The organism is Actinosynnema sp. NPDC059335 (genome assembly GCF_042752395.1).
In the GTDB taxonomy this organism is placed as follows: domain Bacteria; phylum Actinomycetota; class Actinomycetes; order Mycobacteriales; family Pseudonocardiaceae; genus Actinosynnema.
In genome coordinates this window covers 9412-34774 of record NZ_JBHYXZ010000050.1, presented here as the reverse complement: position 1 = coordinate 34774, position 25363 = coordinate 9412, and the positions used below count along the sequence as shown (strand labels likewise).

The window sequence follows — 25363 nt, the reverse complement described above, 5'->3', positions numbered from 1 at the left end:
CACACCCACACACCCCCCCGCCCCCCCCGCGCCGCGCCGGCGGGGCCCCCGCCCCCCCGCCTCCACGTCCCGGAGCATCCGTCACGATCGGCGACGCCGTCGTGCTCATCCGGCGGGGGCACGGCGAGCACGTCAGGACGGATGTCGACCCGCCCTCACGAGTCGAGCGCCTGGCTCGTGCTCATCGCCTCGTCTCGTATCGGGTCAGCACCACGCCGCCGGGGAACGTCCGCGTCTCCACCAGGGTCAGGTTCACCCGGCTGTCCAGCGCGGTGAAGAACGGCGTGCCCCCGCCCACCAGGACCGGATGGGTGACGATCTCGTACTCGTCGATCAGCCCGGCCCGCATGGCCGCCCCGGCGAGCGTCGCGCCGCCGATGCGCATGGGGCCGCCGTCCTCGGCCTTGAGCCGGGTGATCTCGGCGACCGCGTCGCCGGTGACCAGGCGGGTGTTCCAGTCGACCTCGTCGAGCGTCGCGGAGAAGACCACCTTCGGCGTGTCCCGCCAGTTCCGCGCGAACGCGATCTGCGCCGGGGTGGCGTCGGGCTGCCGGTCGCCGGTCGGCCAGGAGGCGCTCATGGTCTCCCACAGCCTGCGCCCGTACAGCGACATGTCCCTCGTCCGCTCCCGGTCGAGCCACCACTGGAACAGTTCGTCGCTCGGCCTGCTCCAGTTGATGTCGTCGCCGGTCGCGGCGACGTAGCCGTCCAGGGTCACGTTCATGCCGAAGATCAATTTCCGCATCGTGCCAGCCTCTCGTGGGTCGGAACTCACACGTACAGACGGGCGCGGCGCGGAAACCTGATCTGTGCTCGAACTGCGTCCGCGGGAAGTGCTCGCGCACCCTGTGCACGCGATGTTCGCCGGACGAGCCCGCGAAGGGCCGGCCCGGAGTCACCGGGTGGGTGCGAACGGGATGCCGGCCGGCGCCGTCTGCGGCGGTGGGGCCGGGTGGCTCCACAAGCCCTTGGCCCGCAGCAGTGGCAGCACGCCCTCGCCGAACCAGTAGACCTCCTCCAGGTGCGGGTGGCCGGACAGCACGAACTCGTCGATGCCCAGCGCGTGGTACTCCTCGATCCGCTCGGCCACCTCGACATGGCTGCCCACCAGGGCGGTGCCCGCACCGCCTCGGACCAGGCCGACGCCCGCCCACAGGTTGGGCGACACCTCCAACCGGTCGGTGCGCCCGCCGTGCAGTTCGCGCATCCGCCGCTGGCCGACCGACCCGCTGCGCGCCAGGCCGTCCTGCACGGAGGCGATGACCCGGGGGTCCAGCGCGGCCAGCAGCCGGTCGGCCTCCGCCCACGCCTGCCCGGAGGTGTCGCGGCTGATCACGTGCAGCCGGATGCCGAACCGGGGCGCGCGGCCGGCCGTCGGCGCCTCGGCCCGCACCCAGGCGATCTTCTCCGCCACCTGTGCCGGCGGCTCGCCCCAGGTCAGGTACACGTCGACCTGGCGGGCGGCGACCCGGACGGCGGCGGGGGAGGACCCGCCGAAGTAGATGTCCGGCACCGGGTCCGGCACCCGCGACAAGGCCGCGTCGACCACGTGGACGTGCTTGCCGTCCAGGGTGACGCGTTCGCCGCGCCACAACGCGCGGGTCACCGCCAGGAACTCGTCGGTGCGCTCGTAGCGCTCGTCCTTGCCGAGGTGGTCGCCGTACGCGCGCTGCTCGTGGTCCTCGCCGCCGGTCACCACGTTGAGCAGCAGCCTGCCCCCGGAGTGCCGCTGGAACGTGGCCGCCATCTGCGCCGCCAGCGTGGGGGAGACCAGGCCGGGCCGGAAGGCCACCAGGAACTTGAGGCGTTCCGACTCGCGCGCCACCATCGCGGTGGTGAGCCAGGCGTCCTCGCACCACGCGCCGGTGGGGGTGAGCGCGCCTACGAAGCCCAGCTGCTCGGCGGCGCGGGCGATCCCGGCGAGGTAGGAGATGGTGGCCGGCCGGTCGCCGCCCGCCGCGGTGATGTCGGTGCCGTGGCCACCGCCGACGAGGTAGCGGCTGTCCCCGTACGTCGGCAGGAACCAGTGGAACGTCAGGGTCATGACGGCCTTCCGGGTCACGGTGTGGGCACGAGCGAACGAGCGCGCACGGCGGCGGAGAACGCGTCCACCACCGGGTGGAACGGGCCTGCGGTGTCGGGGTGCGGCCGCACGTCGCCGTCCGGCGCGTCGATGTGCCGGTCCAGCACGAACCAGCCGGTCGAGGACAAGTCGGGCCTCCGGTCAGATCAGGCCGTGCCGGGGCGGCGGCGCCCCGGTCAACGCGTAGCGGCCGATGTGCTGGACCTTCCAGCGCACCGGGTCGTGCAACGTGTGGGTGCGGGCGTTGCGCCAGTGGCGGTGCAGGTTGAGCCGGTCCAACGCGGAGCGGGTGCCCGACACCTCGAACAGCGCGCTCGTCACGTCGACGGCCGTCCGATCGGCGAACGCCTTCGCGGTGGCGACGGCGATGGACGCCGAGGCCGCGTGCTCGTCCGGCGACGCCTCGGGTCCGCCCTCGGCGAGCCGCGCGGCCGCGTCGTCGACCGCCCGGCCGGCCTCGGCGAGCAGCGCCTCCGCCGCGCGCACCGAGATCTCCAGCTCGCCGAACCGCTGCACGGTCAGCGGGTCCTCCTCGGCCCGCTCGACACCGGCCTCGAACCACGGCCTGCTCTTGGTCCGGACGAACGCCACCGCATCGGTCAACGCGTCACGCGCGATGCCCACGTCGATGGCGGCGTGCAGGACCTGCGCCTGCGCGCCGTAGAGCTGCGGGCCGGTGAACGTCAGGTGGTGCGGCACGACTCGCTCGGCGGGCACCCGCACGCCGTCCAGGCGCACCGAACCGCTCGCCGTGGTGCGCTGCCCCATACCGTCCCAGTCGTCCACCACGGTCAGCCCCGGTGCGTCGGCCGGCACGTAGGCGACCACCACCCGGTCCTCCGCGTCCCGGGCGAGCACCGGGATCCAGTGGGCGAACAACGCCCCCGTCGAGTAGTGCTTGAGCCCGTCGAGCACGAACCCGCCGTCGGGATGGGGCAGCAGCCGCGTCCGGTGCTCCTGGACGTGGCCGGTGCCCGCCTCGGACTGCGCGTTGCCGAACCGCCTGCCCGCGAGCACCTCGGCGAAGAAGAACCGCCGCTGCTCCGGCGTGCCCTGGTGCCGCAGCACGTTCACGTACGCGATGTGGCTCTGCGGGATCTGGGCGATGTTCGGGTCGGCGGTCGCGAGCCGCCGGAACACCTCCGCGACGACGGCCGTGCCGACGTCCGCGCCGCCGTGCGCCCGCGGCACGGTGATGCCGAGCAGGCCACTCGCCGACAGCTCGGCCAACTCCCCGGTGGGCAGCAGCCGGTGGGCGTCGCGCTCGGCCGCGCGTTCGGCGAACCGGGCGGCCAGCCGGTCGGCCGCCGCCAGCGCCTCGGCCCCGTCACGGATCACCGCGACCGCGCGCGGTGGTCCGACCAGTCCGGTCATGGCGTCCTCCGGTGTGGTGACGAGGGCCGAGGCCCGGCGGTCGGTCAGGTGTACCAGCTGGGCTCGGGCACCTCGCCGAGCAGCGCGTACCGCCCGACCTCCACCCGCTTGTACGCCACCGGGTCGTGCAGGCTGTGCGTGCGGATGTTGCGCCAGAAGATGTCCAGGCCGACGGAGTTCGCGCTCGCCCTGGCCCCGGTCACCTCGAACACCTTCGTGCCGATCTCCAGGCCGGTGTCGACGGCCCGTTGCTTGGCCGCCGCGACGAGCACGGCCGCGTGGCCGCGTTCCTCCGGGGTCACCGCGTCGGCGTGCGCGTTGATCCGCTCGATCGCCTCGGCGGCCCGTTCCGCGAGGGCTTCCGCGGCCCACAGCTTGGCGTGGAGGTCGCCGTAGGTGTCGAGGATGTAGAACTCCTCGGTCGCGGACTCCTTGTTGTCGCCGCCGTAGGGCCACGGCCGCGTGCGGTCGCGGGTGTACGCGGTCGCCGTGTGCAGCGCGCCGCGGGCGATGCCGAGGTAGAAGTTGGTGAACACCAACTGGATCAGCGGCACGTTGAGCGTGTTGTAGGTCCTGGGCCGGAACTCCTTGTCGACGTACCCCGCGGCCTGCGCCCACGGCACCCGCACGTCGCGGATCTCGACGCTGCCGCTCTCGGTGAGCCGCTGGCCGAGGTTGTCCCAGTCGTCGTTGAAGGCGATCCCCTCCTGCGCGGACGGGACGATCGCGAAGATGTGCTTGTCCGTCCCGGCCAGCACGCCCTCCAGCACCGTGACGTCGGAGACCTTGCCGCCGGTGGAGAACGACTTGCGGCCGTTGAACACCAGCTCGTCGCCGTCGTCGGTGATGACGAGGTCGTCGTCCCTCGGGTTGACCGCGCCGCCGTAGAACCAGCGCTCGCGGGTCGCCTGCTCCTCCACGGCCGCGATCTGCTCCGGCGTGCCGACCAGCCGCGCCGCCCACGCCCACAGGTAGTGGTAGCCGATGAGCTGGCCGATCGAGCCGTCGCCGCTCGCGATCTCGCGGATCACCCGGTAGGCGGTGGTCCAGTTCTGCCCGCCGCCGCCGTGCTCGGCCGGGCCCAGCAGCGTCACCAGCCCGGAGTCCTTGAGCAGTCGGACCTCGGCGTGCGGGGTCTTGCCCGCGCGGTCGCGCTCGACGGCGTCGGAGGCCAGGATCGCGGCGACCTCGGCCGCCCGCGCCACCCAGTCGGCGGAGTTCGCGGGCGCGGGCTTCCCGGCCCAGTCGGTGGTGTTCTCGGTGGTGGTCATCGGGTCACTCCCACGGGTTCCGGGGCGCCGGCGCCGGTGGCCAGGTCGGCCTCCAGCTCGCGGACGATGGGCAGCACGCGGCGGCCGAAGTACTCGACCTCTTCCAGGTAGTGCAGGAAACCGAGCAGCAGCAGGTCCACCCCGCGCCGCTTGTACTCGACGATCCGGTGCGCGGTCTGCTCGGGGGTGCCGATGAGCCTGCTGCGGAACCCGTCGTTGTACTGCACGAGGTCCTCGAAGCCCGAGTCCGCCCACATGCCCTTCCGGTCCGGCGCGGAGCCGCCCGCCTGCCGGACCGCGTCCCGGAAACCGTGCACAGCCTCGACGTCGGCCTTCGCCACGATCTCGCGGAGCGTGTCGCGCGCCTCCGCCTCGGTGTCGCGGGCGATGAGGAACGCGTTGAGGCCGAACCGGACGGTCCGCCCGTGGGCCGACGCGGTGTGGTTCACCTCGGCGATCTGCTCGCTGATGCCGTCGAAGTCCTTGCCGTTGCTGAAGTACCAGTCCGAGACCCGGCCCGCCATGGCACGGGCCGCCGTGGAGTTGCCGCCCTGGAAGATCTCCGGGTGCGGCCGGCCCGGCGCGGTCGGCGGCTTCGGCTTGAGGTCGTACCCGCGCAGCCGGTAGAAGTCGCCCGCGAACTGCGCGTCGTCCTCGGTCCAGCTCGCGCGCAGCACCCGGATGAACTCCTCGGACCGGCGGTACCGCTCGTCGTGCTCCAACCAGGGCTCGCCCAGCGCGGTGAACTCGCCCTTGAACCACCCGCTCACCACGTTGACCGCGGCACGGCCGTCGGAGAGGTGGTCGGCGGTCGCGATCAGCTTCGCCAGCACGGCGGGGTGCCACAGCCCGGGGTGGACGGCGGCGATCACCTTGAGCCGCTGGGTGGCCAGCAGCAAGGCGAGGCTGAAACTGGTGGACTCCTGCTGGTACGCGGCGCCGTAGCTGGCCATGTACCGCACCTGGGACAGGGCGTACTCGAACCCGTTGTCCTCGGCGAGGACGGCGAGCCTGCGGTTGTAGTCGTAGGTCCAGTCGGTGCGCTGCTCGATCGTGCTCGTCACGAGGCCGCCGCTCACGTTCGGCACCCAGTAGGCGAACTTCAGCGGCTCGTGACTGATTTCCGTGCGGCTTTCTGTGGACACGGCGAAGACTCCCATGAAAGGGGAAGACGAAAAGGGGACGGCTGGATCGACGCTGATCAGCGCGGACAACCCTGGCCGGCGATTCGCACGAAATCCACATGCCGCCGCCGGGTGAGGTCCCAGCGATCGGTCGACATGGGAAAAAGTCTAGGCACGCTCGCCGTGATCGGTCCATTCGCCATCGCCGAGGGGGCGATAGGGTTTCCCTTCCACCGCCGAGGCTGCCGCGCGCTCACGCCGCGCGCTCCCCGAATTCCATGGCGCGCTTGACGAACAGCTGGTGCAGCTCGCGCGCCGGCCGCGTGGTCGAGCCCGCCCGGCGGCGCTGCGCGACCAACAGGACGTCCACCTGACGGGACGCCAGAGGTCGCCAGGTGATGGTCCCGGCGCGTTCGAGCGGGTCGCCGACGACGCTGAAGTCGGGCAGCACGGTGACGCCCAACCCCTCCGCCACCATCAGCTTGCCCATCTCGGCGCCGTCGGTGGAGCAGGAGAACGACGGGGTGCGCCCGTCGAGCAGCCGGTGCAGGTACCGGTGCATGACGTACCCGGACCGCATCGCGATCAGCGGCTGGCGCACGAGGTCGGACACCTCGATCGCGGGCCGGGCGGCCAGCGGGCTGTCCGCCCGCAGGCACACCACCGGCTGCCCGCGCAGCAGCTCGGTCGTGTCGAAGTCCGGCGGTGGGTCGTCGCCGCGCAGGTAGTTCACCAGCCCGATGTCCAAGCTGCCTTCCAGCAGTGACCGGTGGATCTCGGCCTCACGCGCGTCCACCACCTCGACGCGGGTCGCCGGGTGGGTCTCGCGGAACTCCCGGATGGTGGGGATCACCAGCCCGACGGTGGCCGCGTTGACCGTACCCACGCGCAGCACCCGGTTGCTGTGGTGCTGCTCGTCGGCGGCCCGGCGGAGCTGGTCCACGGCATCGAGCACCCCGGCGATGTAGGGCAGCAGCTCGCGGCCCTCGTCGCTGATCCGCGCACCGGACCGCGTGCGGTTCAGGATGTTGACGCCCAGCTCGCGCTCCAGGTTGCGCACCGCCTCGCTCAACGCGGGCTGCGACAGGTGCAGCTCCTCCGCGACCCGGCGCAGCGAGCCGAGCCGGGTGACCGCCTGGATGTACTCGAGCTGCTCGATCCGCACGTCGCCACCCTCCCGAAGCGCCCGACCCATCGGACCGGGCGGCCGGACCGATGTCAACGGCGCCCATCATCTGGTCACCTTCACCGATCGGGTGACCGACCTCGTGACGGACGCCTTCGCCGGTGGAAGTGCCTGCGGGCACGGGGCTCCCGTCCGCGATCCGCGACTCGCGGTTCCCCGGCGGCTCGACTTCGCGGTGACCGGCGTGGTGTGGGAGCCGGTCAGGACTTCGAGGCGGTGCTCCCGCGGTTCCGGGCGGCCGTCGAACCGCCTGCCGACGTCCGGGACGCCGACGCGGGCGGTCAAGGGTGAGGTCGACCGGTCCCCCGGCGCACCCTCGGAGCCGCCGGAACGCGCCCTCGGCGACGAACAGCCGCGCCGCCTCGGCGCCGGCGATCGGGGCGGTCCGGAAGACGCCCGCCGTGCCCCCGGCGTCGGCGCGGTCCGATGTGGACGGACAACCTCCCGGTGCCGCACGTCCGCTCCGCCGCCATGCAGGCAACCGATCGGCTCTGTCGAGCGATCTCGTTGTACAGTCTCGCACCTGGCCCACTACCCGGCCCAGGCCGCGTGACACGCCACGGGGTCGAGGAGTTCGCGCGGCCGATCGAAGCGTTAGTGTGCGACACGGCAGAAGACCACGACTCTGGTGCCGATCCTGAACGACGCGAGGCGCCGATGCGCCTCGGCCAGGCGTGGCTTGCGACCCCGAGACGCGACCGCGATCACGGTGCCGTCGTCGAGCACTTCCTCGAGCGCCCTCAGCATGCCGTCGATCCCCGCCGCCCCATTCGGTCCGCCCCAAGTTGTCTGTTCGCCGTACGGGACGTCGGTGATGACGAGATTCGGGCGCTGTCCGCCCAGAGCGTGACGCAGCTGATCGGGGTTGAAGACGTCTGCCTGCGCCACACCGCAGGGCAGGGCTCCGCCGCGTTGTGCGAGTCCACGCGCGAGTCGCCGAGCCGCTGCTGCGGCATCGAGGTATGCGGGTTTGCCCAGTCGTTCGGCCCGTGCACGCAGTTCGTCGGCGCGCGCATCCATCCCGTGTTCGCTCAGCAGATCCAGGTTCTTCCGGGCCAACGTCACTGCCTCGGGATCGAGGTCGGTGCCGAGGACGCCGGTGATGTCGAGGCGATGCAGGAGCGCAAGTGCGGTGAGGAGGTGGCCGCTGCCGCAGCACGGGTCCCACACCTGTGCCGACGAACCCGGTGTGAATTCCAGGGCGCGCTGGAACATCTCGCTCGCCAGTCGAACGGGGAAAGTGGGAAATCCCGGGGCGGAGTGCAGCACACCGCCCGAGAGGTCGGCGTGGCTTTCGCGGGTGAGGGCGTAACGATAGGCCATTCGTGCTCCCTATGATCGGCCGCGCTGACGGGCGGCCTCGTAGAGGGCGACCGTGGCGGCACTTGCGGCGTTCAACGAACTGGCAGCGCCGCCGATGGGAATCCGCGCCATGACATCGCAAGCCTCCCGCCATCCGGTGCTCAGCCCGGTGGTCTCATTGCCGGTCACGAGCAGGATCGGGCCCGTCAGGTCGAGGTCGGCGATGTCGTCCGCTCCGTTCTCGTCGGTCCCGATCACGGTCAGCGATACGCCATGCGCGCGCTGCTCTCTCACCCAGGAAAGAACGGGCTGGTGTGACGGCAATCGGACGATCGGTACCGCGAACAGCGATCCGGTGGAAGAACGGACGGACTTGGGGTCGTACGGGTCGGCGCCGTGCCCGGTGACGATCAGTCCCGAACCGCCGAACGCGTCCAGCGACCGGACGATGGTGCCGATGTTCCCGGGAAGGGATGGACGGTCGAACACCATCCCCAGGAACGACGACCCCACGGAGATGCGGGACAGTCGATCGTCCGGCATCCCGACCACGGCCACCAACTCGGGCTGGTCTTTGTCGCTCAACTGGCGCAGCAACTCGGGTGCGATCGCCACGCCTTCGCCCCCTGATCGTTCGAGCACCCGGGCACCCCACTGCGACAGCGACCGTTCCGCGTCGTAGAGCACGGTGCGGATCGGCCAACCCCGCTCGACCGCGAGACTGATGGGACGCACTCCCTGGACCAGGAATTCACCGGCTCGCTGCCGCCTGTTCCGATTGCGGAGCAACGCTTCCCACTGTTGGAAGCGGGCGTTCGGACGTGAGATCCGCGGCATGGTTCCGATTCCCTTATGCATTGATCGTGTCATCGCCGTGCCGCCTTACTGCTGTCGTCCCCATATGGGTGAGGAAGGCGCGGCCGTCCCGAACCACGTCTCTACGCGCGCTCAACGGGTATCCAGACTTCGGCGGTCGCGGCACCGTGCTCATTTCCGCGGTCGGTGAGGATCGACGGCCCCGGACGCAGGCGCCAGGTGTTTGAAGGGAACCACTCGCTGACGATGGTCATCCACGCGGACTGATACGACGCGGTCGTGCGGAAAACAGCCCACGAGCCTGCCGCCACCTCGATCACGTCGAGTCCACCGGGCACCGGCGACGACATTCCACGGGCGACGCCGAACAGGAACGTGAACCGGCTGCCTTCCGCATGGTCGGGGTCAACATCCGCACTGACCTGGAGCAGACCTGCCGGCTCGGTGTCCCCGAGTGCCCTGAGTCGCCCGTGCTCCTCTGCCGGCAGCGCCGCGATGTGCGCTTCGATGTCCGAATCCCGCCCCCGGTGGACGAGCGGAACGCGAGCTGCGTGGCCGACGAGCCGGAACGCCGGTCGGTCGGTGATGCGAGCGTCCACAATGCTTCCTTTCGAGCACAAGGCGCACTGGCGCGTCCCTGGGAGTGGGCATCCATCGCCATACCTGAGCGGGGCCGTCCCCTCGGGTTCCATCCTGTGCAGCCTCGGACTTCCGCACCCGACAATCCGTGCCCGATCTTGTCGCCCCCAGCACCGCCACCCGCCCCTCCGCCAGGCGGACGCGGTCGAGCGGCCGCTCCGACGCGCCGACCTCCTCCCAGGCGGCGAAGCGCTTGTGGACCGCGGGCCGGGATGTCCGCCGGCAGCGCCTGCCGCTTGGTGTCGTTGTCGACCACGTACAGGATTTCCGTGAAATTCCATCTCGGATCGAAACTCGCCGGCCGACTGAATGGGCCAATTCCTCTATAGGCGCTCGCCTTGTCGAGCCCCATCTGCTATACAGGAATCGGCATCCATGTGCCAAAGGGGTGTAGAAGATATCGATAGGGCCGACTGTCTCGCAGGCGTGGCGGTGTGTGGAGTTCGGGCGACCGTGCGGTCAAGGTCTTGCTCGGCCATCTATACCGGAGGGTGAAGATGAGGAAGAAAATCGTCAGAGTTCTCGCCGTCATCGTGGTGACGCTTGCCGGGACCGCTTTCACATCTACTGCGGGCGCTCCGGCGGGCATGTCCGCGTCGCCCGCCACGGCGGCAGCTCCCTCGCTGACTAACGCGCACTATGCCCTTGGGCAGTACTGCCTCGATGCGAGCACCTCGAACGGCGTGCGTCTGCGTCCGTGTGACGGAACCACCTTCCAGCAGTGGTACACGCCGGTTCCGGGCCAACTACGCCTCAACCGTTACGACGTGCCGATGTGCCTCGACGGAAGCACTTCCAACGGAATCCGTCTGCGAAACTGTGACGACACCACCTTCCAGAGATGGTTGGCCACTTCGGAGGGCGAATTGGTGCTCGATCGTTACGACCGGACGATGTGCCTCGACGGGAGCGTATCCAATGGAATCCGCCTGCAGAACTGCAACGGAACCACCTTCCAGAAATGGCTGTGGTATACGCCGTGAGCTACCGGGCTATATTGTTCCCGAGGGTCGTGTCGGACGCCTCCGCATGACCACTGCGCCAGCGTGCAGGAGCGCAGACTGCATCCGCCTGTAGTAGGGGGATGCCGGCTTCCGGCGGAACCTGCCCGATCCCCGGCCCGCAACGCCGCAGGTCAAGAGCCTAAAAGAGGCAAGTGGACACTGCCGGAGCAATAACCGGCGCGCAACCTGACCGAACGTTGCGTCCGAATGGCGGATGTTCGATGTCTCGAGTCCTGGGCGACCATTGTCACGGTCGCAGGTCCCAATCGATCAAATGGGCCCGGGGGAGCGGCCCAATCCGCGTCGATCGAGTCGGACATGTCGTCGACCGACTCAACCTGAACCTGGGCAAGGTGGAGCCGGTGGTGCGTGATCGGGGTGCGCTCGTCGAGGAAATCTCATCGTGGCTTCGGCTGCCCGCAGAAGAACTGGATGCCAAGGTCGTCGGGCAGGACGTCATCCGGGTCGCGGACGAGGTCGAAGCGCTGAACGCGGCCGCCGCGGCCGGTGATCAGGGAGCGTTCCGCAGTCAACAGCTGCTGCTGGCGCGGATCTACGACTTGGTCATGAAGATCCCCGACGAGCCGACCGCGGAGGGCTCGCTGGTGATCAACGGCGTCCTCACCGCGCTGGAACGCGCGACCATCGCCGCAGAGGACGCCGCGGTCGACTGGGCGGTCGTCGACGCGGCGCCCACCGCGCCCGCGGAGTACCTGTCCTGGCTCAAGCGGAGCGCACGCGGGCACCGGGTGTTCAAGCACCCCTACTACATGGACTTCATCCGCCACCACGCCACGGCGGAGCACCTGCGCAAGTACGTCATCCAGGAATCCGTGGTGGACGGGCGGTTCGACGACCTGCTCGCGCTGATGCAGGTCGGCACGGCGGGCCCGGCGAAGATGGAGATCGCCAACAACTTCTGGGACGAGATGGGCAACGGCAAGCCCGCCGAGGTCCACACGACCCTGTTCAACCAGCTCTACGAGGTCTTCGACATCAGCCCGCAGGAGCTGGAGGACTCGCTCACCGCGACCGCCCTGCTGTCGGGCAACCTCGCCGTCCTGCTGTGCCGCTACCGCCGGTTCTACCCGGAGGCGGTCGGTTTCCTGGGCATGACCGAGTGGCTGGTGCCCGACCGGTTCGTACAGGTCGTCGGGGCGTGGGAACGGCTCGGGCTGCCCGAGGTCGGCATCGTCTACCACCGCCTGCACATCACCGTCGACTCGCAGCACGCGGCGGGGTGGTTCCACAACATCGTGCTCCCGTCGGCCGACTCGGCCTACATGCGGCGCGGCATCGCGCGCGGCACCCTCTGGCGGCTGAACTCCTCGGCCCGCTACCTCGACGAGCGGTTGGCCGAGGTCTCCGAGCTGATCACCGCGGACGTCTGATCCCGACACATCGCCGCCCCCGGTGGACGGCCACCCCGTCGTCGAGCACGGAAGGACCTGACATGCCCTTGAACGACCAGCGGTTCGCGATCGTGGACCTGCCCGAGGTTTCCCAGGAAATCCTGGACAGCTACGACCGGTGCCCCGTAGACGAGTACATGGGCAACGGCACCCGGTTCAAGCGGTTCAGCCAGTACCGGCTCCACCACGACGAGGCGGCGGGCTGGCAGTTCGAGCTGTTGGAGCACCGCGACTACACCACGTTCACCAAGTTCAACCCCGTCGCCGGCGGGATCAAGCGCAAGTACCTGCCGATCGAGGTCGACTTCACCCCGCTGATCCGCGCGGGCATGGAGGGCTTCGACCTCGACAAGAGCGAGGACTGGCAGATCAACGTGCACCAGAACCGCACCCGCGCCGAGGGCGACCGGGTCGGGCCGCTGACGCCCGAGGGCGTGCACCACGACGGCCACGAGTTCGTCATGATCGCCATCCTGCGGCGCAACAACGTCGGCGGCGGCAAGACCCGGCTGTGGCGCCCCGGCGCGGACGCCCCGTTCTGGGACGGCACGCTGGAGGCGGGCCAGGCCGTCCTGCTGGACGACCGGGCGCTGCAGCACGACGTCACCGACGTCACCTCCGCCGACGGCGGCCCCGGCCACCGGGACATCGTCATCGTGGCGTTCTCGCGGTGGAAGGAGAAGTGGTACGGCGACGACCACGACAAGGCGGCCCTGACCGCGGACGCGATGTAGCCGCCCGTGGCCGATTTCGTCAAGTACCAGGCGTTGGGCAACGACTACCTGCTCATCGACACCGCCGAGACCGACCTGCCGGTCACGCCCGCCGCCGCGCGGCTGCTGTGCGACCGCCGGCTCGGCGTCGGGGCGGACGGGGTGCTGCGCCTGCCGCACGGGCCGGTCCACGCGGACCGGCCCATCGTGCTGCACACGCTGAACGCGGACGGCAGCCTGTGCGCCCGCAGCGCCAACGGTGTCCGCATGGTCGGCCTGCACTTGGCGCGGCGGCACACCGGCGTGGCCCGGTTCGTCGTGGCCACCCCCGCCGGCGAGTCCATCGTGGATGTGCGGGACGAGGCGGCGGGGCTGGTCGAGGTCGCGCTCGGCCCGGCGGTGGTCGAGGAGCCGGACGAGCTGACCGTGGCGGGCGAGCGGTTCGACATCAGCGTCGTGGACAACGGCAACCCGCACGCCGTGCTGTTCCTCGACCGGGTGGACGCCACGCTGGCCCACACCCTCGGCGAGGCCGTGGCCGGGCACGAGCGCTTCCCCGGCCGGACCAACGTCCAGTTCACGGCGGTGGCCGCGCCGGACGTGCTGCGGATCGAGGTCTACGAGCGCGGTGCCGGCTACACGCCCGCCTCCGGCGCGAGCGCCTGCGCCGCGGCGTCCGCCGCGCACACCCGCGGGCTGACCGGCGGCCGGGTGCGGGTGGAGATGGCGGGCGGCGTGGTGGAGGTCGTGATCGGCGACGACGGCACGGTGCGGCTGTGCGGCGAGGTCGAGCAGGTATGCGCGGGTGACGTGTCGCCGGCGCTGCGGCGCAGGTTGGAGGAGGTCGGGTGACCGCGGCACGGTACCCGATGCGGCAGTGGGCGTTCGAGGACACGCCCGGCCGCTACGAGATCGACCTGGGCAACAGCTACGTCCCGGTGCGCGACCTCGCCGACCTCGCCGTGCCCGCCGGCCTGGCCCTCGGCTACGGCTCGGACGTCGGGACGTCGCGGCTGCGCGAGGCCGTCGCGGCACGGTACGGCGAGGGCGCCGACCCGGACCGCGTGCTGGTCACCCACGGTGCCGCCGAGGCGCTGTACCTGCTGTTCACCACCCTGCTCCGACCGGGCGACCGGGTACTGACGTTCCTGCCGGGCTGGCTGCCGTCGGTGGACGTGCCCGTGCACCTCGGCTGCCGGGTGCAGACCGTGGCCCGCACCGACGACATGGCCGTCGACCTCGACGCGGTGCGCGCTGCGGCCGGGCCGGACCTGCGGCTGGTCTACCTGGACTCGCCGGGCAACCCGGGTGGGAGGCGGGCGACCGACGCGCAGGTCACCGCCCTGGCCGACCTGGTGGCGGCCACCGACGGCTACCTCGTGCTGGACGAGGAGTACCGGCTGGACCTGGCCGGCTCGCCCGCGGGCCGGCACCCGCGCGTGGTGTCGGTGTCCGGTCTGGCCAAGGTGTACGGGCTGCCCGGGCTGCGGATCGGGTGGCTGCACGGCCCGGCCGACGTGGTGGCCGGGTGCGCCCGGCACAAGCACTACACCTCCATCGCGAACTCCGTGCTGTGCGAGGAGCTGGCGGCCGGGGTGCTGGACCGGCACGAGGAGTTCGCCGCGGCCTACGACGCCGCCGTGGCACCGGGCCTGGAGGTGGTGGCCGAGTGGGCGGACCGGCACGCGGACCTGATCCGGGTGGTCCGGCCGGAGGGCACGCCGTTCGCCTGGGCGGCGCCGACCTCCGGCGAGCCGTCGCTCGCGCTGTGCCGGCGCGCCCTCGACGTCGGGGTGCTGCTGATGCCGGGCGAGACCCTGGGGAGCGACCGCGGCGTCCGCCTCGGCTTCGCCCGCGACCCGGCCACCGTCGCCGAGGGCCTGCGCCGGATCACTCCGCTGCTTCGGCCCTGACCGCGGCCGGGGCGGCTGCCTCGGCCGCGGGTTTCGGCTTGGGCGGCCGGGTCAGCACCACGCCGCTGATGATCAGCAGCGCGCCGAGGACGGTGTTCCAGTGCAGCGCCTCGCTGAGGAACAGCACGCCGATCAGCGCCGCCCACATCGGCGTCAGGAACGCCACCGTGGACGCCACGGTCGACCCGACCGCGCGGATCACCGTCAGGTTCCACATGTAGGCGATGCCGGTGCCGACCGCGCCCAGCACGAGCATCGCGGCCATCGGACCCCAACCCGGCCAGGTCGGCAGGCCCGGCGAGCCGGTGGAGAACGGTGCCACGACGGCCAGTTCCAGCGCGGCCAGGCCGATCTGGATCGCGGTCAGCGTCAGCGCAGGCGAGTCCACATCGGACAGGAACTTGCGGGTGTAGGTGTAGCCGAGCCCGTAGGAGGCGACCGCGAGCAGGCAGGCGACGCTGCCTGCGAGCATCGGCGCCTCCACGCCGTCCCACACGCCGAGCACCACCAGCGCGCCGGTGAACCCGGTGGCCAGGCCCGCCAGCCTGCGCGGGGTCGGCTTCTCCGACGGCAGCATGATCAGCACCCAGACCAGGGTCAACAGTGGGATCATCGCGTTCCACACGCCCGCTTGCAGCGAGCTGATGTGCTGCTCGCCGAGGGCGAACAGGGCGAAGGGCAGCGCGTTCAGCACCGTGCCCACGACCAGTGCGTGCCCCCAGACCTTCGCGCTGCGCGGCACGGCGAGCCGACGGCCTAGCACCAGCAGCCACAGCACGGCCGCACCGAAGGAGCAGCGCCAGAACGCCACCCAGGCGGGCGCGATGCCCGCGTCCACGCCGATCTTGATCAGGGCGAACCCCGACCCCCAGATCAGCGAGCAGGCCAGGAAGTACGGCACCCACTTCGGGGTCTGCGCGCTCGGCTCGGTCGTCATCAACGTCCTCGTGGTCAGGTGGCCACCATGGCGGCCGCTTCGGCGAACGCGGTCACGATCGGGTGCGGTGCGGTCGAGTCGGCGGACAGTTCGGGTTGGAACGCGGTCGCGAGGAAGAAGCGGTGCCCGGGCAGCTCTGCGACGCGGGCGACCCCGTCGTCGTCATGTCCGGTGAGCCGCAGCCCGCCCTCCTCCAACAGCGGCGCGTAGGACGGGTCCAGTTCGTGGCCGCTGTGGTGGCGCTCGGTGGTGGCGCCCGCGCCGAGCACCCGCTCGGCCAGCGACCCGGGCCGCAGCCGGATGCGGCGCTCGTGGCCCGCCAGCGGCTTGGCGGAGGGCACGATCAGGGGAACGCGGGCCTCCGGCGCGTTCTCCGCGTGGGCGGCGTCGGCCAGCCCGCACACGGACCGGGCGTACTCGAGGAGGGTGTGTGAGAAGCCACCACAGGTCGCCAGGAACGGCAGGTCGCCCTCCCGGGCCGTGCGCACGGCGGCCAGCGCGCCGTCCTCGCTCTCGTAAGGGCTGCCGGGTACCAGCCACACACCGTCGAAGGCGGCCAGGCCGGACACGTCGGTGGTCGGGGTCCAGTAGGCGTCGACGGCGATCCCGGTGCGCCGCCACAGGGCGTCGAACAAGGACGCGTAACGGCCGTGCGCGCGTATGGCGGCGGAGCGCTCGCCCACCAGCGCCACCCGCGCGATCCGCTCCACGGGGCCATCATCGGCACGGGGGCGAGTGCAGGTCAACCGATCATTGGGCATGTCCGCATCAGCTACGCTTATCGACCGTGGACACCCGGCTGTTGCGCACGTTCTGCACGATCGCGAGGCTGCGGTCGTTCTCCGACGCGGCCCGGGAGCTGGGTTACACGCAGTCCGCGGTTTCACAGCAGGTCGTGACCCTGGAATCGGACCTGGGCACCGCACTGCTCGGCCGCCGCCCGGTCGTGCTCACGGAGGCGGGCGAGCGGCTGCTGGAGCACGCGACCCCGATCCTGATGCGCCTGGACGCCGCGCGTGCCGACGTGGCCCGCGTGGCCGCGCAGCCCACCTCGCGGCTGGGTGTCGGCATCGCGCCCGCGGCGTCCGCCGCGGCGCCCGCCGTGGCCCGGCACGCGCGCGCGGCGGGAGTGCGCGAGCTGACCCTGCGCGTGCTGCCGCCCGGCGCCGTCGTCGAGGCGGTCGCGGTCGGCGACCTCGACGTGGGCGTGGTCGCTGCGCTGGCCGTGCGCGCCGAGCCGCTGCGGCTGCCGGCCATCAGTTCGCTGCGCGCCACGCCTCTGGCGGAGTCGCCGGCGCTGGTGGCCGTGCCGCGGGATCACCCGATCGCGGGACGGGCCGGTGTGTCGCTGTTCGAGCTGGCCGACGCGCGGTGGATCGACGCGCCGGACGCCCTGGGCGGGCTGGACGAGCTGTGCGCCACCACCGGCCTGCCGCCGCTGCGCACGGCGGCCCGGTGCCTGGGCGCGGACCTCGACACCACCCGCCGCCTGCTGGCCGCCGGCGAGGGACTGGCGCTCCTGCCTGCCGAGGCGGTGCCGCCGGACCTGGTGGGGGTCCCGGTGACGGAGGTGGACCTCGTCTACCGGTCGGAAGTGCTGCACCGGCGCGAGGAGGACGGCGTCGTCGGCACGCTGGTGGCGGCGCTGACGGGCTGAGCGACCCGCGACCGCGGTCACTGCGGCGGCCTGGCGAGTGCGGGCCTGGACCGCTCCTGCTCATCACCGGGAATGTGTTCACCGGGGATCCCGATCGCCGACAACCACCCGGCCGGCGCGTCGACGCCGAGAGTCGCCGCTCGGGTCGTAACCGAACATGCCGATGAACAGCGCCCCGCCGGGAAACCATCCGTCCCGCAGCGCCCGGTGGGCGGTGTGCAGCACCAGTTCGGTCTTGCCGATGCCGGCCATTCCCGACACCGCCGCAGCCACCAATCGGACTCGGCCGGGGTGGTCGGGCCGTAACGCCTGCCCCAGCGCTTCCAGCCGGTGGTCGCGGCCAGTGAACACCTTCGATGCCGCGGGAAGCCCGGTCAGCGCCGGGCGAACCTCAGCCGGCAGCACCACCTGATGTCGCGGCCCTGGATCACCGCACCGAAGAACACACCGCCCGTGACCTGGTTCGAGACCCCTCCAACCCCGCTGGCGCCGGTCATTGGCCGGCTCCCCTCCTGCGCCTGCGGCCGGGGCAGCATCAACCCTGCACATCCAACCCCATGATCAGCGGTCCGTGGACCGTGCCGTTCTCGACCCGGTTCACGACATCGGCGGACTCACTTCGCCCCGGTCTCCATGCCCCGGTTCGACCGCCGCCGCGACCTGCTTCGCCGTTCACGTCTCCGCAGCCCCGGAGAGTGCGACGCCCGGGGAAAACCCTGCCAAGCGCCCGTCCTTGAACTGGACGGGACGCCCCACCGGCACCTCTACTTCGGGATGTACACGTAGAACTTGTCGTCCGGTCCGATCCGGTTCGCCCCGGCGGCGATCGAGTCGCTGGCCGCTCCCTGGCAGTTGGCGCCGCGGTGGATCCGCACACTCGTGTCCAGGCGGTTCCGCATGTACCGGTACAGCTTGTCGCTCTTGTTCTCCGGGATCTCGTAGCAGCCGGCGGGCGGGTCGGTGAGGGTTGTGACGTCGAAGAACCAGAAGCAGAAGTGTTGCTCCAGATTGCACGGGCCGCCCAGGCCCCATTCGAACGTCCCGTTGGCCGCGTGGGCGGCCGGGGAAACGAGGGAAGTGGCGAGGCACGCGACGCCGACGAGGGCCGCGACGCGGGCGAGTGCACGACGCATGAGTGGACTCCTTGAGGTGACGGGTACCGGCTTGCCCGACTTGCCGTTCGGTCGGACCGTCCGGACGGTGTTGTGGCAGTTCCCGGCCCGAACCTGCGGACCGCCAAGTTCACCTGTTCCGGCGTCCCCCACCGGAAGCTCGGTCGGCTCTACCGTGGAACCCCACCGGCAGCGCCCCGGTCGATCCCGATCGGGACGACGGTGCGGCCGTCTGTCGACGGATGCCCAGCGGTGGACGACATCGCCGATGCCGACAGGCTCACCGGGGCGGAAGCCCGCTGCACGACGGTCCTGGGTGCGGCATGTGGATCAATTGTTCGAGGTGTGTGTCGGAGCCGCGCTAGACCGAAGCGGGGGCTGAACGTCCCGCCAGGGAGTGAACGAGTCGTGGCGCGAGGGACGGGTGCGCGCACGATCGTGCCGTGGGTCCGGTTCTCTCCCGGAAGCGGGTGGGGCGAAATGAAGACGCAGAAGGTGGCTGTCGTCACGGGTGCGTCCCAGGGGATCGGCGCGGCTCTCGTGCCGGCGTACCGCAAGCTCGGTTACGCGGTCGTGGCCGTGTCGCGGTCGATCGGCACGTCGGACGACCCCGAAGTGCTCGACGTGCGTGCCGACCTGGCGCGGCCGGGTGAGGGGGCGCGGGTCGTGGAGCGGGCGCTGGCCCGGTTCGGCAGGGTCGACACGCTGGTGAACAACGCGGGCGTCTTCATCGCCAAGCCGTTCACCGAGTACACCGACGCCGACTTCGACGTCGCCACGGGCACGAACCTGCGCGGCTTCTTCGAGACCTCCCGCGCCGCGGTGGCGGCGATGGTCGCGCAGGGCGACGGCGGCCACGTCGTCACCGTGTCGACCACGCTGGTGGACCACGCGCTGTCCACCGTGCCGTCCGCGCTCGCCTCGCTGACCAAGGGCGGCCTCAACGCCGTGACCAGGTCGCTCGCGATCGAGTACGCCTCTAGGGGCATCCGCGTGAACGCCCTCGGTCTCGGCATCATCCGCACCCCGATGCACCCGCCGGGGACGCACGAGGCGTTCGCCGCGCTGCACCCGGTCGGCCGCATGGGCGATGTCGACGAGGTCGTCGATGCCGTCACCTACCTCGAACGGGCCGGATTCGTCACGGGCGAGATCCTGCACGTCGACGGCGGGCAGAGCGCGGGGCACTGACACGGGCGCGGAAGGGCGGTGCGCGGCGCAGGGCGTGCCCCACCCGTGCGGCGTTCACCCGATAGCGGGTGAATCGGCGGACGCCGGGCCTGGTGAGTGATCGGGCACCCACTTCCCGTCGGGTCGGCAGCGGCCGGGATGTGGGTCCGGGGGGACGTGCGTCGCTGTCGGGCGCCGGGTCGACATCCCGCCTATCCTCGGCGCGTTCCCGGACCGTCTCGCGTCGTGCCGGTCCTGATGATCTCGGCGGCACTCGATCGGCGAAGGGGTCACACCGATGACCGTTTCCTTCCTCCTCACCCCGGAGCAGGAACAGCTCAAGGCGACGGCCCGCGGCTTCGCGAGGGAACGACTGCGGGACCTGGCGTCGGCGACGCGCGCGGAACCCGATCCCAGGGCGCGGGCGCAGCTGGTGCGGCCGGTGTTCGAGGACGCGGTCGCGGCGGGCTTCCTCAAGGGACTGATCCCGGTGCCGTTCGGCGGCAGTGCCTCCAACGGCGTCGACGCCGCCCTCTTCCTCGAAGAGTGGGCGGTCGAGATGCCGGACTTCGTCATCTCCCTGGCCGGGCCGCTCATCGCACTGGCACCCGTCTACCAGGTGGGCACCCCGGACCAGGTCGAGCGCTTCGTGCACCCCTTCCTGGCCGACTCGGGCGCGCCGCTGGCGGCCATGGCCTTCAGCGAGCCCGAAGGCAGCGCGAACTTCGACGCCGAGGGCCCCGGCCAGGGGGTGCGCACCACCGCGGTCGCCGATGGTGACGAGTGGGTGGTCAACGGCCGCAAGGCCTGGGCGTCCCACCTCTGCGGCTGGGACGGCGACGGCCCGGACGTCATGACGATCGTCTGCCGGACCCCCGGCGGCATCTCCCTCGTGGTCGCCGAACGCGAACACCTGGCCGGCCACATCGAGGTCGAGGAGTACTACGACCTCCCCGGCCTGAAAGGCTGCCTCACCACCCGCGTCCGGCTCGTCGACGTGCGCGTCCCGCGCGGCAACCTCCTCGGCGCGGAAGGCCAGGGCGCGTCCCTGACCCGTGACGCGTTCTTCGCCAGCGGCGCGTCGATCGGCGTCTTCGCCACCGCGGCGATGCGGCAGGCGTTCGACATCGCCTACCGCTTCGCGCTCACCGAGAAGCGCGGCGGGCCGGTGCCGATCATCGAGTACCAGGCCGTGTCCGACGTCCTCGCCGACGCCAAGGGCCGGATCGAAGCCGTCCGGCTGCTCGCCTGGCGCGCGCTCGACGCCGTGGTGTCCCTGCACCCTAGCGGACCCGAACTCGCCCTGCACAGCAAGATCTTCGGCTCCGAGACCGGGGTCCAGGTCGTCAACGACCTCGTCAAGATCATCGGCGTCACCGCCTACGACGGCCACCACCCCGTCATCCGCCACCTGATGGACGCCTTGTCCTACCCGATCATCGAGGGGAGCAACGTCGGCGTGCGCCGCAGGCAGCTGCAGGCACTGTTCCGCGCCCCGGGCTACGACCCGCTCGCCGCGTCGGGCATGGCGTGAAGGCGCCCGGCTCGACGTCCACTCAGGACAGCACGGGGGACGCGTTGGTCAGGACTCGGTGCCCGACTGGGCACTTCGTGTGCCGCGCGGCGGCGAGTGTGGTGCGGGCCGACGGTGAGTGGGCGTCGAACCGAATCCACTGGGGAGTGAGGCACGTCCGGCCGTGAAACGCGTCTCCACCGAAGGCGACAACCACGCTCGGTGTGCGAAAGTGGAGATCATGGCCGTCACCGCTCGCTCGCCGCTGCTGTCCTGGACGACGATCGCGCCGTTGCTCGGCATCGTGGTGCTCGCCGCGACCTGGGGGCGGGAGCCCGGCGACCTCGTGGTCGCGCTCGTCGCCGTGGTCCTCGCCTCCACGGTGCTCGCCGCGGTGCACCACGCGGAGGTCGTGGCGCTGCGCGTGGGGGAGCCGTTCGGCTCGCTGGTGCTCGCGGTCGCGGTGACCGTGATCGAGGTGGCGCTCATCGTCACGCTGATGGTGTCCGGCGGGCCCGAGGCCGCGTCGCTGGCCCGTGACACCGTGTTCGCGGCGGTCATGATCACGACCAACGGCATCGTCGGGATCTCGCTGCTGCTCGGCGCTCTGCGCTACGGCGTGACGCTGTTCAACCCCGAGGGCAGCGGCGCCGCGCTCGCCACCGTGGCCACGCTCGCGACGCTGAGCCTCGTGCTGCCGACGTTCACCACGAGCCAGCCGGGGCCGGAGTTCTCACCCCCGCAGCTCGCGTTCGCCGCGCTCGCGTCGCTCGCCCTGTACGGGCTGTTCGTGTTCACCCAGACCATCCGGCACCGCGACTTCTTCCTCCCGGTCACCGACGACGGCGTGGTCGAGTCCGAAGCGCACGCCCCGGTGCCGAGCGGTCGCGCGGCGCTGGCGAGCCTCGCGCTGCTCCTCGTCGCGCTGGTGGCCGTGGTGGGCCTCGCGAAGGTCGAGTCGCCGGCGATCGAGGCGGGCGTGCGGGCCGCCGGGTTCCCGCCGTCGTTCGTCGGCGTCGTGATCGCGCTGCTGGTGCTGCTGCCGGAGACCATCGCCGCCGCGCGGGCCGCGCTGCGGGAACGCGTCCAGACCAGCCTCAACCTCGGCTACGGCTCCGCGATGGCGAGCATCGGCCTCACCATCCCCACGATCGCGCTCGCCACCATCTGGCTGGACGGTCCGCTGGTGCTCGGCCTGGGGTCGACGCAGACGGTGCTGCTGGTGCTCACCGTCGTGGTGAGCGTGCTGACCGTCGTGCCCGGACGTGCCACCCGGCTGCAGGGCGGCGTGCACCTGGTGCTCCTGGCCGCGTTCCTGTTCCTCGCGGTCAACCCGTGAGGTTGGGCCGGGGAGACCGGTAGGAGCAGCGGCCGGCGGTGGCCCCTCGAAACGGGGTCACACGACGCCGAGCGAGATCCCCGCCGGCGCCGAGGGCACGGGGCACCACCCCGCCCTCCGCGCCGCGAGCCGCCCGCCGAACCCCGGCACCACTCCGCCCAGCAGCACATCCACCGCGACGAGCGGCTGCGCGCGCCGACCGCCGCACCCCCGCGTCCGGCCGCCCGCGAGCGCTCTACTCAGGCGCTGTGTCGGTTCCGATTTTTGCGCAGAACTGTCACTCATTCGCCCGTTCGGGCCACCCATCTGCTTCGTCCGTTCTGCTTGACGCTCGTCGCGGCGGTACCGAGGATGTATTCCGACACAGTTGTCGATCGGCCCGTCGGCCGCTGTGCGAAGAATCCTCCACGGGGTCGATCGGAAATGTTCGACTGTGTTCCCGGAGAGGTGCCGGGTCCAGCTCGTCCTGCGCGTTCACGAATCATCCCGGGGTGACGCGCGCTCGGGCATCGGATATCCGGTTCGCGGTCGTGTCCGCACATCCTGTCGCGCCGCGCAGGAGGTCGGGGCTGTTGCGGACCTTGGGAAAAGGTAGATCCACGAAATGAACGCCGTACTCTCGCACGAATTACGCCGCAGATCCGGTTGGCGACGCGGAGTGGCCTTGGCCGCCAGTGCGTCCCTGGTGTCGGTGGGCCTGCTCGTGGCGGGCGCGCTGCCCGCCTCGGCAGCGGTCACCCACCCGTTCGCGTACGTGGCCAACAGCGGCAGCAACACGGTGACGGCGTACGACACCGTGACCAATTCCGTGGTCGGGTCGATCGTGGTCGGATCGTCCCCCCTCGAGCTCGCCGCCTCACCGGACGGCGCACGCGTCTACGTGTCCAGGTACACGGGCGGGGTGGTGGTGATCGACACCGCCACCGCCTCGGTCGTGTCGACGATCACGGTGGGGTCGACCCCCTACGGGCTCGCGGTCACGCCCGACGGCAGCCTGCTCCTGGCCGCGAACAACGGTTCCGCCTCGGTGTCGGTGGTCGACACGGCCACCGACACCGTGACCGCCACCGTCGCGGTCGGCACCGGACCCACCTCGATCGCCATCACCTCCGACGGCGCCACGGCCTACGTGACCAACGACAGTTCCGGCACCGTCTCCGTGCTCGACATCGCCACGGCCACGGTCACCGCCACGATCAACGTCGGGCTGTTCCAACCCCAGGACGTGGTCCTCACGCCCGACGACTCCACCGCCTACGTCACCCGGTACGGCAACGGCACCGTGGCCGTGATCGACACCGCGACCAACACCGTGACCGGCTCCATCGCGGTCGGCTCCATCCCCGGTGGCGCGGCCATCACCCCCGACGGCAGCCGCGTCTACGTCGCCAACATCGGTTCCGCCTCGGTCTCGGTGATCGACACCAGCACGAACACCGTGACCGCCACCGTCGCGGTCGGGACCAGCCCGAGCAGGCTGACCGTCACCCAGGACGGCGCGTCGGTGTTCGTCCCCAACAACGGCTCCTCGTCCACGTCGGAGATCGACACCGCCACCAACACCGTGACCACGACCTTCGCGGTCGGGTCCGGCCCCTTCGGCGTGGTCACCACCGACGTGGTTCAGCCGGAGGTCACCGCGGTCAGCCCGGCCTCGGGGCCGCCCTCCGGCGGCACGTCCGTCACGATCACCGGCAGCGGCCTGGCCGCGGCCACCGGGGTCGCGTTCGGCGCGACGCCGGCGACCTCGTTCACCGTCGTCAACGACACCACCATCACCGCGACTGCCCCGGCCCACGCCGGCGGCACGGTCGACGTCACCGTCACCACCCCGACCGGCACCAGCGCCACCAGCGCCGCCGACCGGTACACCTACGTCCTGGCGGCGGACCTGTCGGTCTCCGTGGCCGACTCGGCCGACCCGGTGTCCCTGGGCGGTGACCCGTACAGCTACACGGTGACCGCCGTGAACGCCGGACCCTCGGCCGCGACCGGGGTGTCGGTCTCCACCACCCTGTCCGGCTCGGCGGTGACGATCGACTCCGCCACGTCCTCCCAGGGCTCGTGCACGATCAGCGCCCCCACCGTGACCTGCTCCCTGGGCGCGGTCGCGGCCTCCGGCTCCGCCACGGTGACCATCACGCTCACCCCGTCCGCGACCGGGACGGTCACCGCCACCTCCACGGTGTCCGCCACCGAATCCGACCCCGCGCCGGGCAACAACACCGACGCCGAGCCCACCACCGTCGACAACGCGCTGGGCTGCACGATCACCGGCACCAGCGGCAACGACACGCTCACCGGCACCACCGGTGACGACGTGATCTGCGGCCTCGGCGGCAACGACACCATCAACGGCGGCAACGGCACGGACACCGTCTACGCCGGCGCGGGCGACGACGTGATCAGCGGCGGCAACGGCCCCGACACCCTGTACGGCCAGGCCGGCGACGACTCCACCTACGGTGAGACCCTGCTCACCGCGCTGCTGCACCTGTTCGACAACGGCAACGACACCATCTACGGCGGTCCCGGCAACGACGACCTCCACGGCCAGAACGGCAACGACACCCTCTACGACCACGACGGCACCGACACCATGAGCGGCGACCTCGGCAACGACACCATCAACGTCCAGGACGGCGTCGGCGGCGACACCGCGAACGGCGGCCTCGGCTTCAACAGCTGCACCGCCGACGCGGGCGACACCACCATCCTCTGCTGACGCAGGACGGACGATCGGGTCGAGGCGGGGGGGGGGCCCCCCCCGGCCCCCCCCCCCCCCCCCGCGCCCGGCG

Annotated in this window: 24 protein-coding genes; 10 read left to right on the top strand and 14 right to left on the bottom strand. The window is 71.3% G+C overall.

What is annotated here, in order from left to right; genetic code table 11:
* Positions 1-181: 181 nt before the first annotated feature.
* From ACFXGA_RS17880 to ACFXGA_RS17835, 10 genes are all read right to left on the bottom strand, one after another.
* Positions 182-745, bottom strand: a complete 564-nt coding sequence (locus ACFXGA_RS17880; protein WP_378089132.1) for a dihydrofolate reductase family protein — start codon at positions 743-745, stop codon at positions 182-184.
* A gap of 150 nt (positions 746-895) precedes the next feature.
* Positions 896-2044, bottom strand: coding sequence for an LLM class flavin-dependent oxidoreductase (locus tag ACFXGA_RS17875; protein ID WP_378089130.1), 1149 nt, complete (start codon positions 2042-2044; stop codon positions 896-898).
* A gap of 14 nt (positions 2045-2058) precedes the next feature.
* Positions 2059-2211, bottom strand: a complete 153-nt coding sequence (locus tag ACFXGA_RS17870) for a hypothetical protein (RefSeq protein ID WP_378089128.1) — start codon at positions 2209-2211, stop codon at positions 2059-2061.
* Positions 2212-2224: 13 nt separating this feature from the next.
* Positions 2225-3457: an SfnB family sulfur acquisition oxidoreductase gene (locus ACFXGA_RS17865; RefSeq protein ID WP_378089126.1), complete on the bottom strand. Its 1233-nt coding sequence runs from the start codon at positions 3455-3457 to the stop codon at positions 2225-2227.
* A 44-nt stretch (positions 3458-3501) separates the two neighbouring features.
* Complete coding sequence (locus ACFXGA_RS17860) at positions 3502-4728, bottom strand: acyl-CoA dehydrogenase family protein (RefSeq protein ID WP_378089125.1); 1227 nt, start codon at positions 4726-4728, stop codon at positions 3502-3504.
* Positions 4725-5873, bottom strand: a complete 1149-nt coding sequence (gene sfnG, locus ACFXGA_RS17855) for a dimethylsulfone monooxygenase SfnG (RefSeq protein WP_378089123.1) — start codon at positions 5871-5873, stop codon at positions 4725-4727. Before sfnG ends, ACFXGA_RS17860 begins: the two co-directional genes overlap by 4 nt.
* 232 nt (positions 5874-6105) lie before the next feature.
* Entirely contained in the window at positions 6106-7017 is a 912-nt protein-coding gene (locus ACFXGA_RS17850) for a LysR family transcriptional regulator (RefSeq protein WP_378089121.1), read from the bottom strand.
* 615 nt (positions 7018-7632) lie between these two features.
* Positions 7633-8361 carry an rRNA methyltransferase gene (locus ACFXGA_RS17845; protein WP_378089119.1) on the bottom strand — a complete coding sequence of 243 codons (729 nt, stop codon included), beginning with the start codon at positions 8359-8361 and terminating at the stop codon, positions 7633-7635.
* A 9-nt stretch (positions 8362-8370) separates the two neighbouring features.
* Complete coding sequence (locus tag ACFXGA_RS17840; protein WP_378089117.1) at positions 8371-9177, bottom strand: TrmH family RNA methyltransferase; 807 nt, start codon at positions 9175-9177, stop codon at positions 8371-8373.
* A 101-nt stretch (positions 9178-9278) separates the two neighbouring features.
* A complete protein-coding gene (locus ACFXGA_RS17835; protein WP_378089115.1) occupies positions 9279-9755 on the bottom strand; it encodes a GyrI-like domain-containing protein in 477 nt (158 codons plus the stop codon).
* A gap of 537 nt (positions 9756-10292) precedes the next feature.
* Between ACFXGA_RS17835 and ACFXGA_RS17830 the strand changes: the two genes are divergently transcribed.
* From ACFXGA_RS17830 to ACFXGA_RS17810, 5 genes are all read left to right on the top strand, one after another.
* Positions 10293-10778 carry a ricin-type beta-trefoil lectin domain protein gene (locus tag ACFXGA_RS17830; protein WP_378089114.1) on the top strand — a complete coding sequence of 162 codons (486 nt, stop codon included), beginning with the start codon at positions 10293-10295 and terminating at the stop codon, positions 10776-10778.
* A 383-nt stretch (positions 10779-11161) separates the two neighbouring features.
* Complete coding sequence (locus tag ACFXGA_RS17825; protein ID WP_378089112.1) at positions 11162-12190, top strand: iron-containing redox enzyme family protein; 1029 nt, start codon at positions 11162-11164, stop codon at positions 12188-12190.
* Between the two features lie 62 nt (positions 12191-12252).
* Entirely contained in the window at positions 12253-12945 is a 693-nt protein-coding gene (locus ACFXGA_RS17820; protein ID WP_378089110.1) for a 2OG-Fe dioxygenase family protein, read from the top strand.
* A gap of 6 nt (positions 12946-12951) precedes the next feature.
* A complete protein-coding gene (dapF, locus tag ACFXGA_RS17815; RefSeq protein ID WP_378089108.1) occupies positions 12952-13776 on the top strand; it encodes a diaminopimelate epimerase in 825 nt (274 codons plus the stop codon).
* Complete coding sequence (locus tag ACFXGA_RS17810; protein ID WP_378089106.1) at positions 13773-14837, top strand: pyridoxal phosphate-dependent aminotransferase; 1065 nt, start codon at positions 13773-13775, stop codon at positions 14835-14837. The genes dapF and ACFXGA_RS17810 overlap by 4 nt, the downstream gene beginning before the upstream one ends.
* Here the strand turns inward: ACFXGA_RS17810 and ACFXGA_RS17805 are convergent.
* Positions 14815-15774 (bottom strand): DMT family transporter, encoded by a 960-nt coding sequence (locus ACFXGA_RS17805; RefSeq protein ID WP_378089104.1) that lies wholly within the window; start codon positions 15772-15774, stop codon positions 14815-14817. The two genes, ACFXGA_RS17810 and ACFXGA_RS17805, sit on opposite strands and share 23 nt — an antisense overlap.
* A gap of 14 nt (positions 15775-15788) precedes the next feature.
* Positions 15789-16484 (bottom strand): hypothetical protein, encoded by a 696-nt coding sequence (locus ACFXGA_RS17800; RefSeq protein WP_378089103.1) that lies wholly within the window; start codon positions 16482-16484, stop codon positions 15789-15791.
* Between the two features lie 77 nt (positions 16485-16561).
* Here ACFXGA_RS17800 and ACFXGA_RS17795 point away from each other — a divergent pair, with 77 nt between their 5' ends.
* Positions 16562-17431 carry a LysR family transcriptional regulator gene (locus ACFXGA_RS17795; RefSeq protein ID WP_378089101.1) on the top strand — a complete coding sequence of 290 codons (870 nt, stop codon included), beginning with the start codon at positions 16562-16564 and terminating at the stop codon, positions 17429-17431.
* 78 nt (positions 17432-17509) lie between these two features.
* On the opposite strand, the gene ACFXGA_RS17790 is transcribed toward ACFXGA_RS17795, so the two are convergent.
* Positions 17510-17836: an ATP-binding protein gene (locus ACFXGA_RS17790; protein ID WP_378089099.1), complete on the bottom strand. Its 327-nt coding sequence runs from the start codon at positions 17834-17836 to the stop codon at positions 17510-17512.
* Positions 17837-18195: 359 nt separating this feature from the next.
* The gene (locus ACFXGA_RS17785; protein WP_378089097.1) at positions 18196-18564 is read right to left on the bottom strand and encodes a hypothetical protein; all 369 of its coding nucleotides are present in this window, start codon (positions 18562-18564) and stop codon (positions 18196-18198) included.
* A 459-nt stretch (positions 18565-19023) separates the two neighbouring features.
* Between ACFXGA_RS17785 and ACFXGA_RS17780 the strand changes: the two genes are divergently transcribed.
* From ACFXGA_RS17780 to ACFXGA_RS17765, 4 genes are all read left to right on the top strand, one after another.
* A complete protein-coding gene (locus tag ACFXGA_RS17780; protein ID WP_378089095.1) occupies positions 19024-19734 on the top strand; it encodes an SDR family NAD(P)-dependent oxidoreductase in 711 nt (236 codons plus the stop codon).
* Positions 19735-20011: 277 nt separating this feature from the next.
* Positions 20012-21247 carry an acyl-CoA dehydrogenase family protein gene (locus ACFXGA_RS17775; RefSeq protein ID WP_378089093.1) on the top strand — a complete coding sequence of 412 codons (1236 nt, stop codon included), beginning with the start codon at positions 20012-20014 and terminating at the stop codon, positions 21245-21247.
* A gap of 220 nt (positions 21248-21467) precedes the next feature.
* Positions 21468-22565 (top strand): calcium:proton antiporter, encoded by a 1098-nt coding sequence (locus ACFXGA_RS17770; RefSeq protein WP_378089091.1) that lies wholly within the window; start codon positions 21468-21470, stop codon positions 22563-22565.
* Positions 22566-23229: 664 nt separating this feature from the next.
* A complete protein-coding gene (locus ACFXGA_RS17765) occupies positions 23230-25290 on the top strand; it encodes an IPT/TIG domain-containing protein (protein WP_378089089.1) in 2061 nt (686 codons plus the stop codon).
* Positions 25291-25363 lie beyond the last annotated feature (73 nt).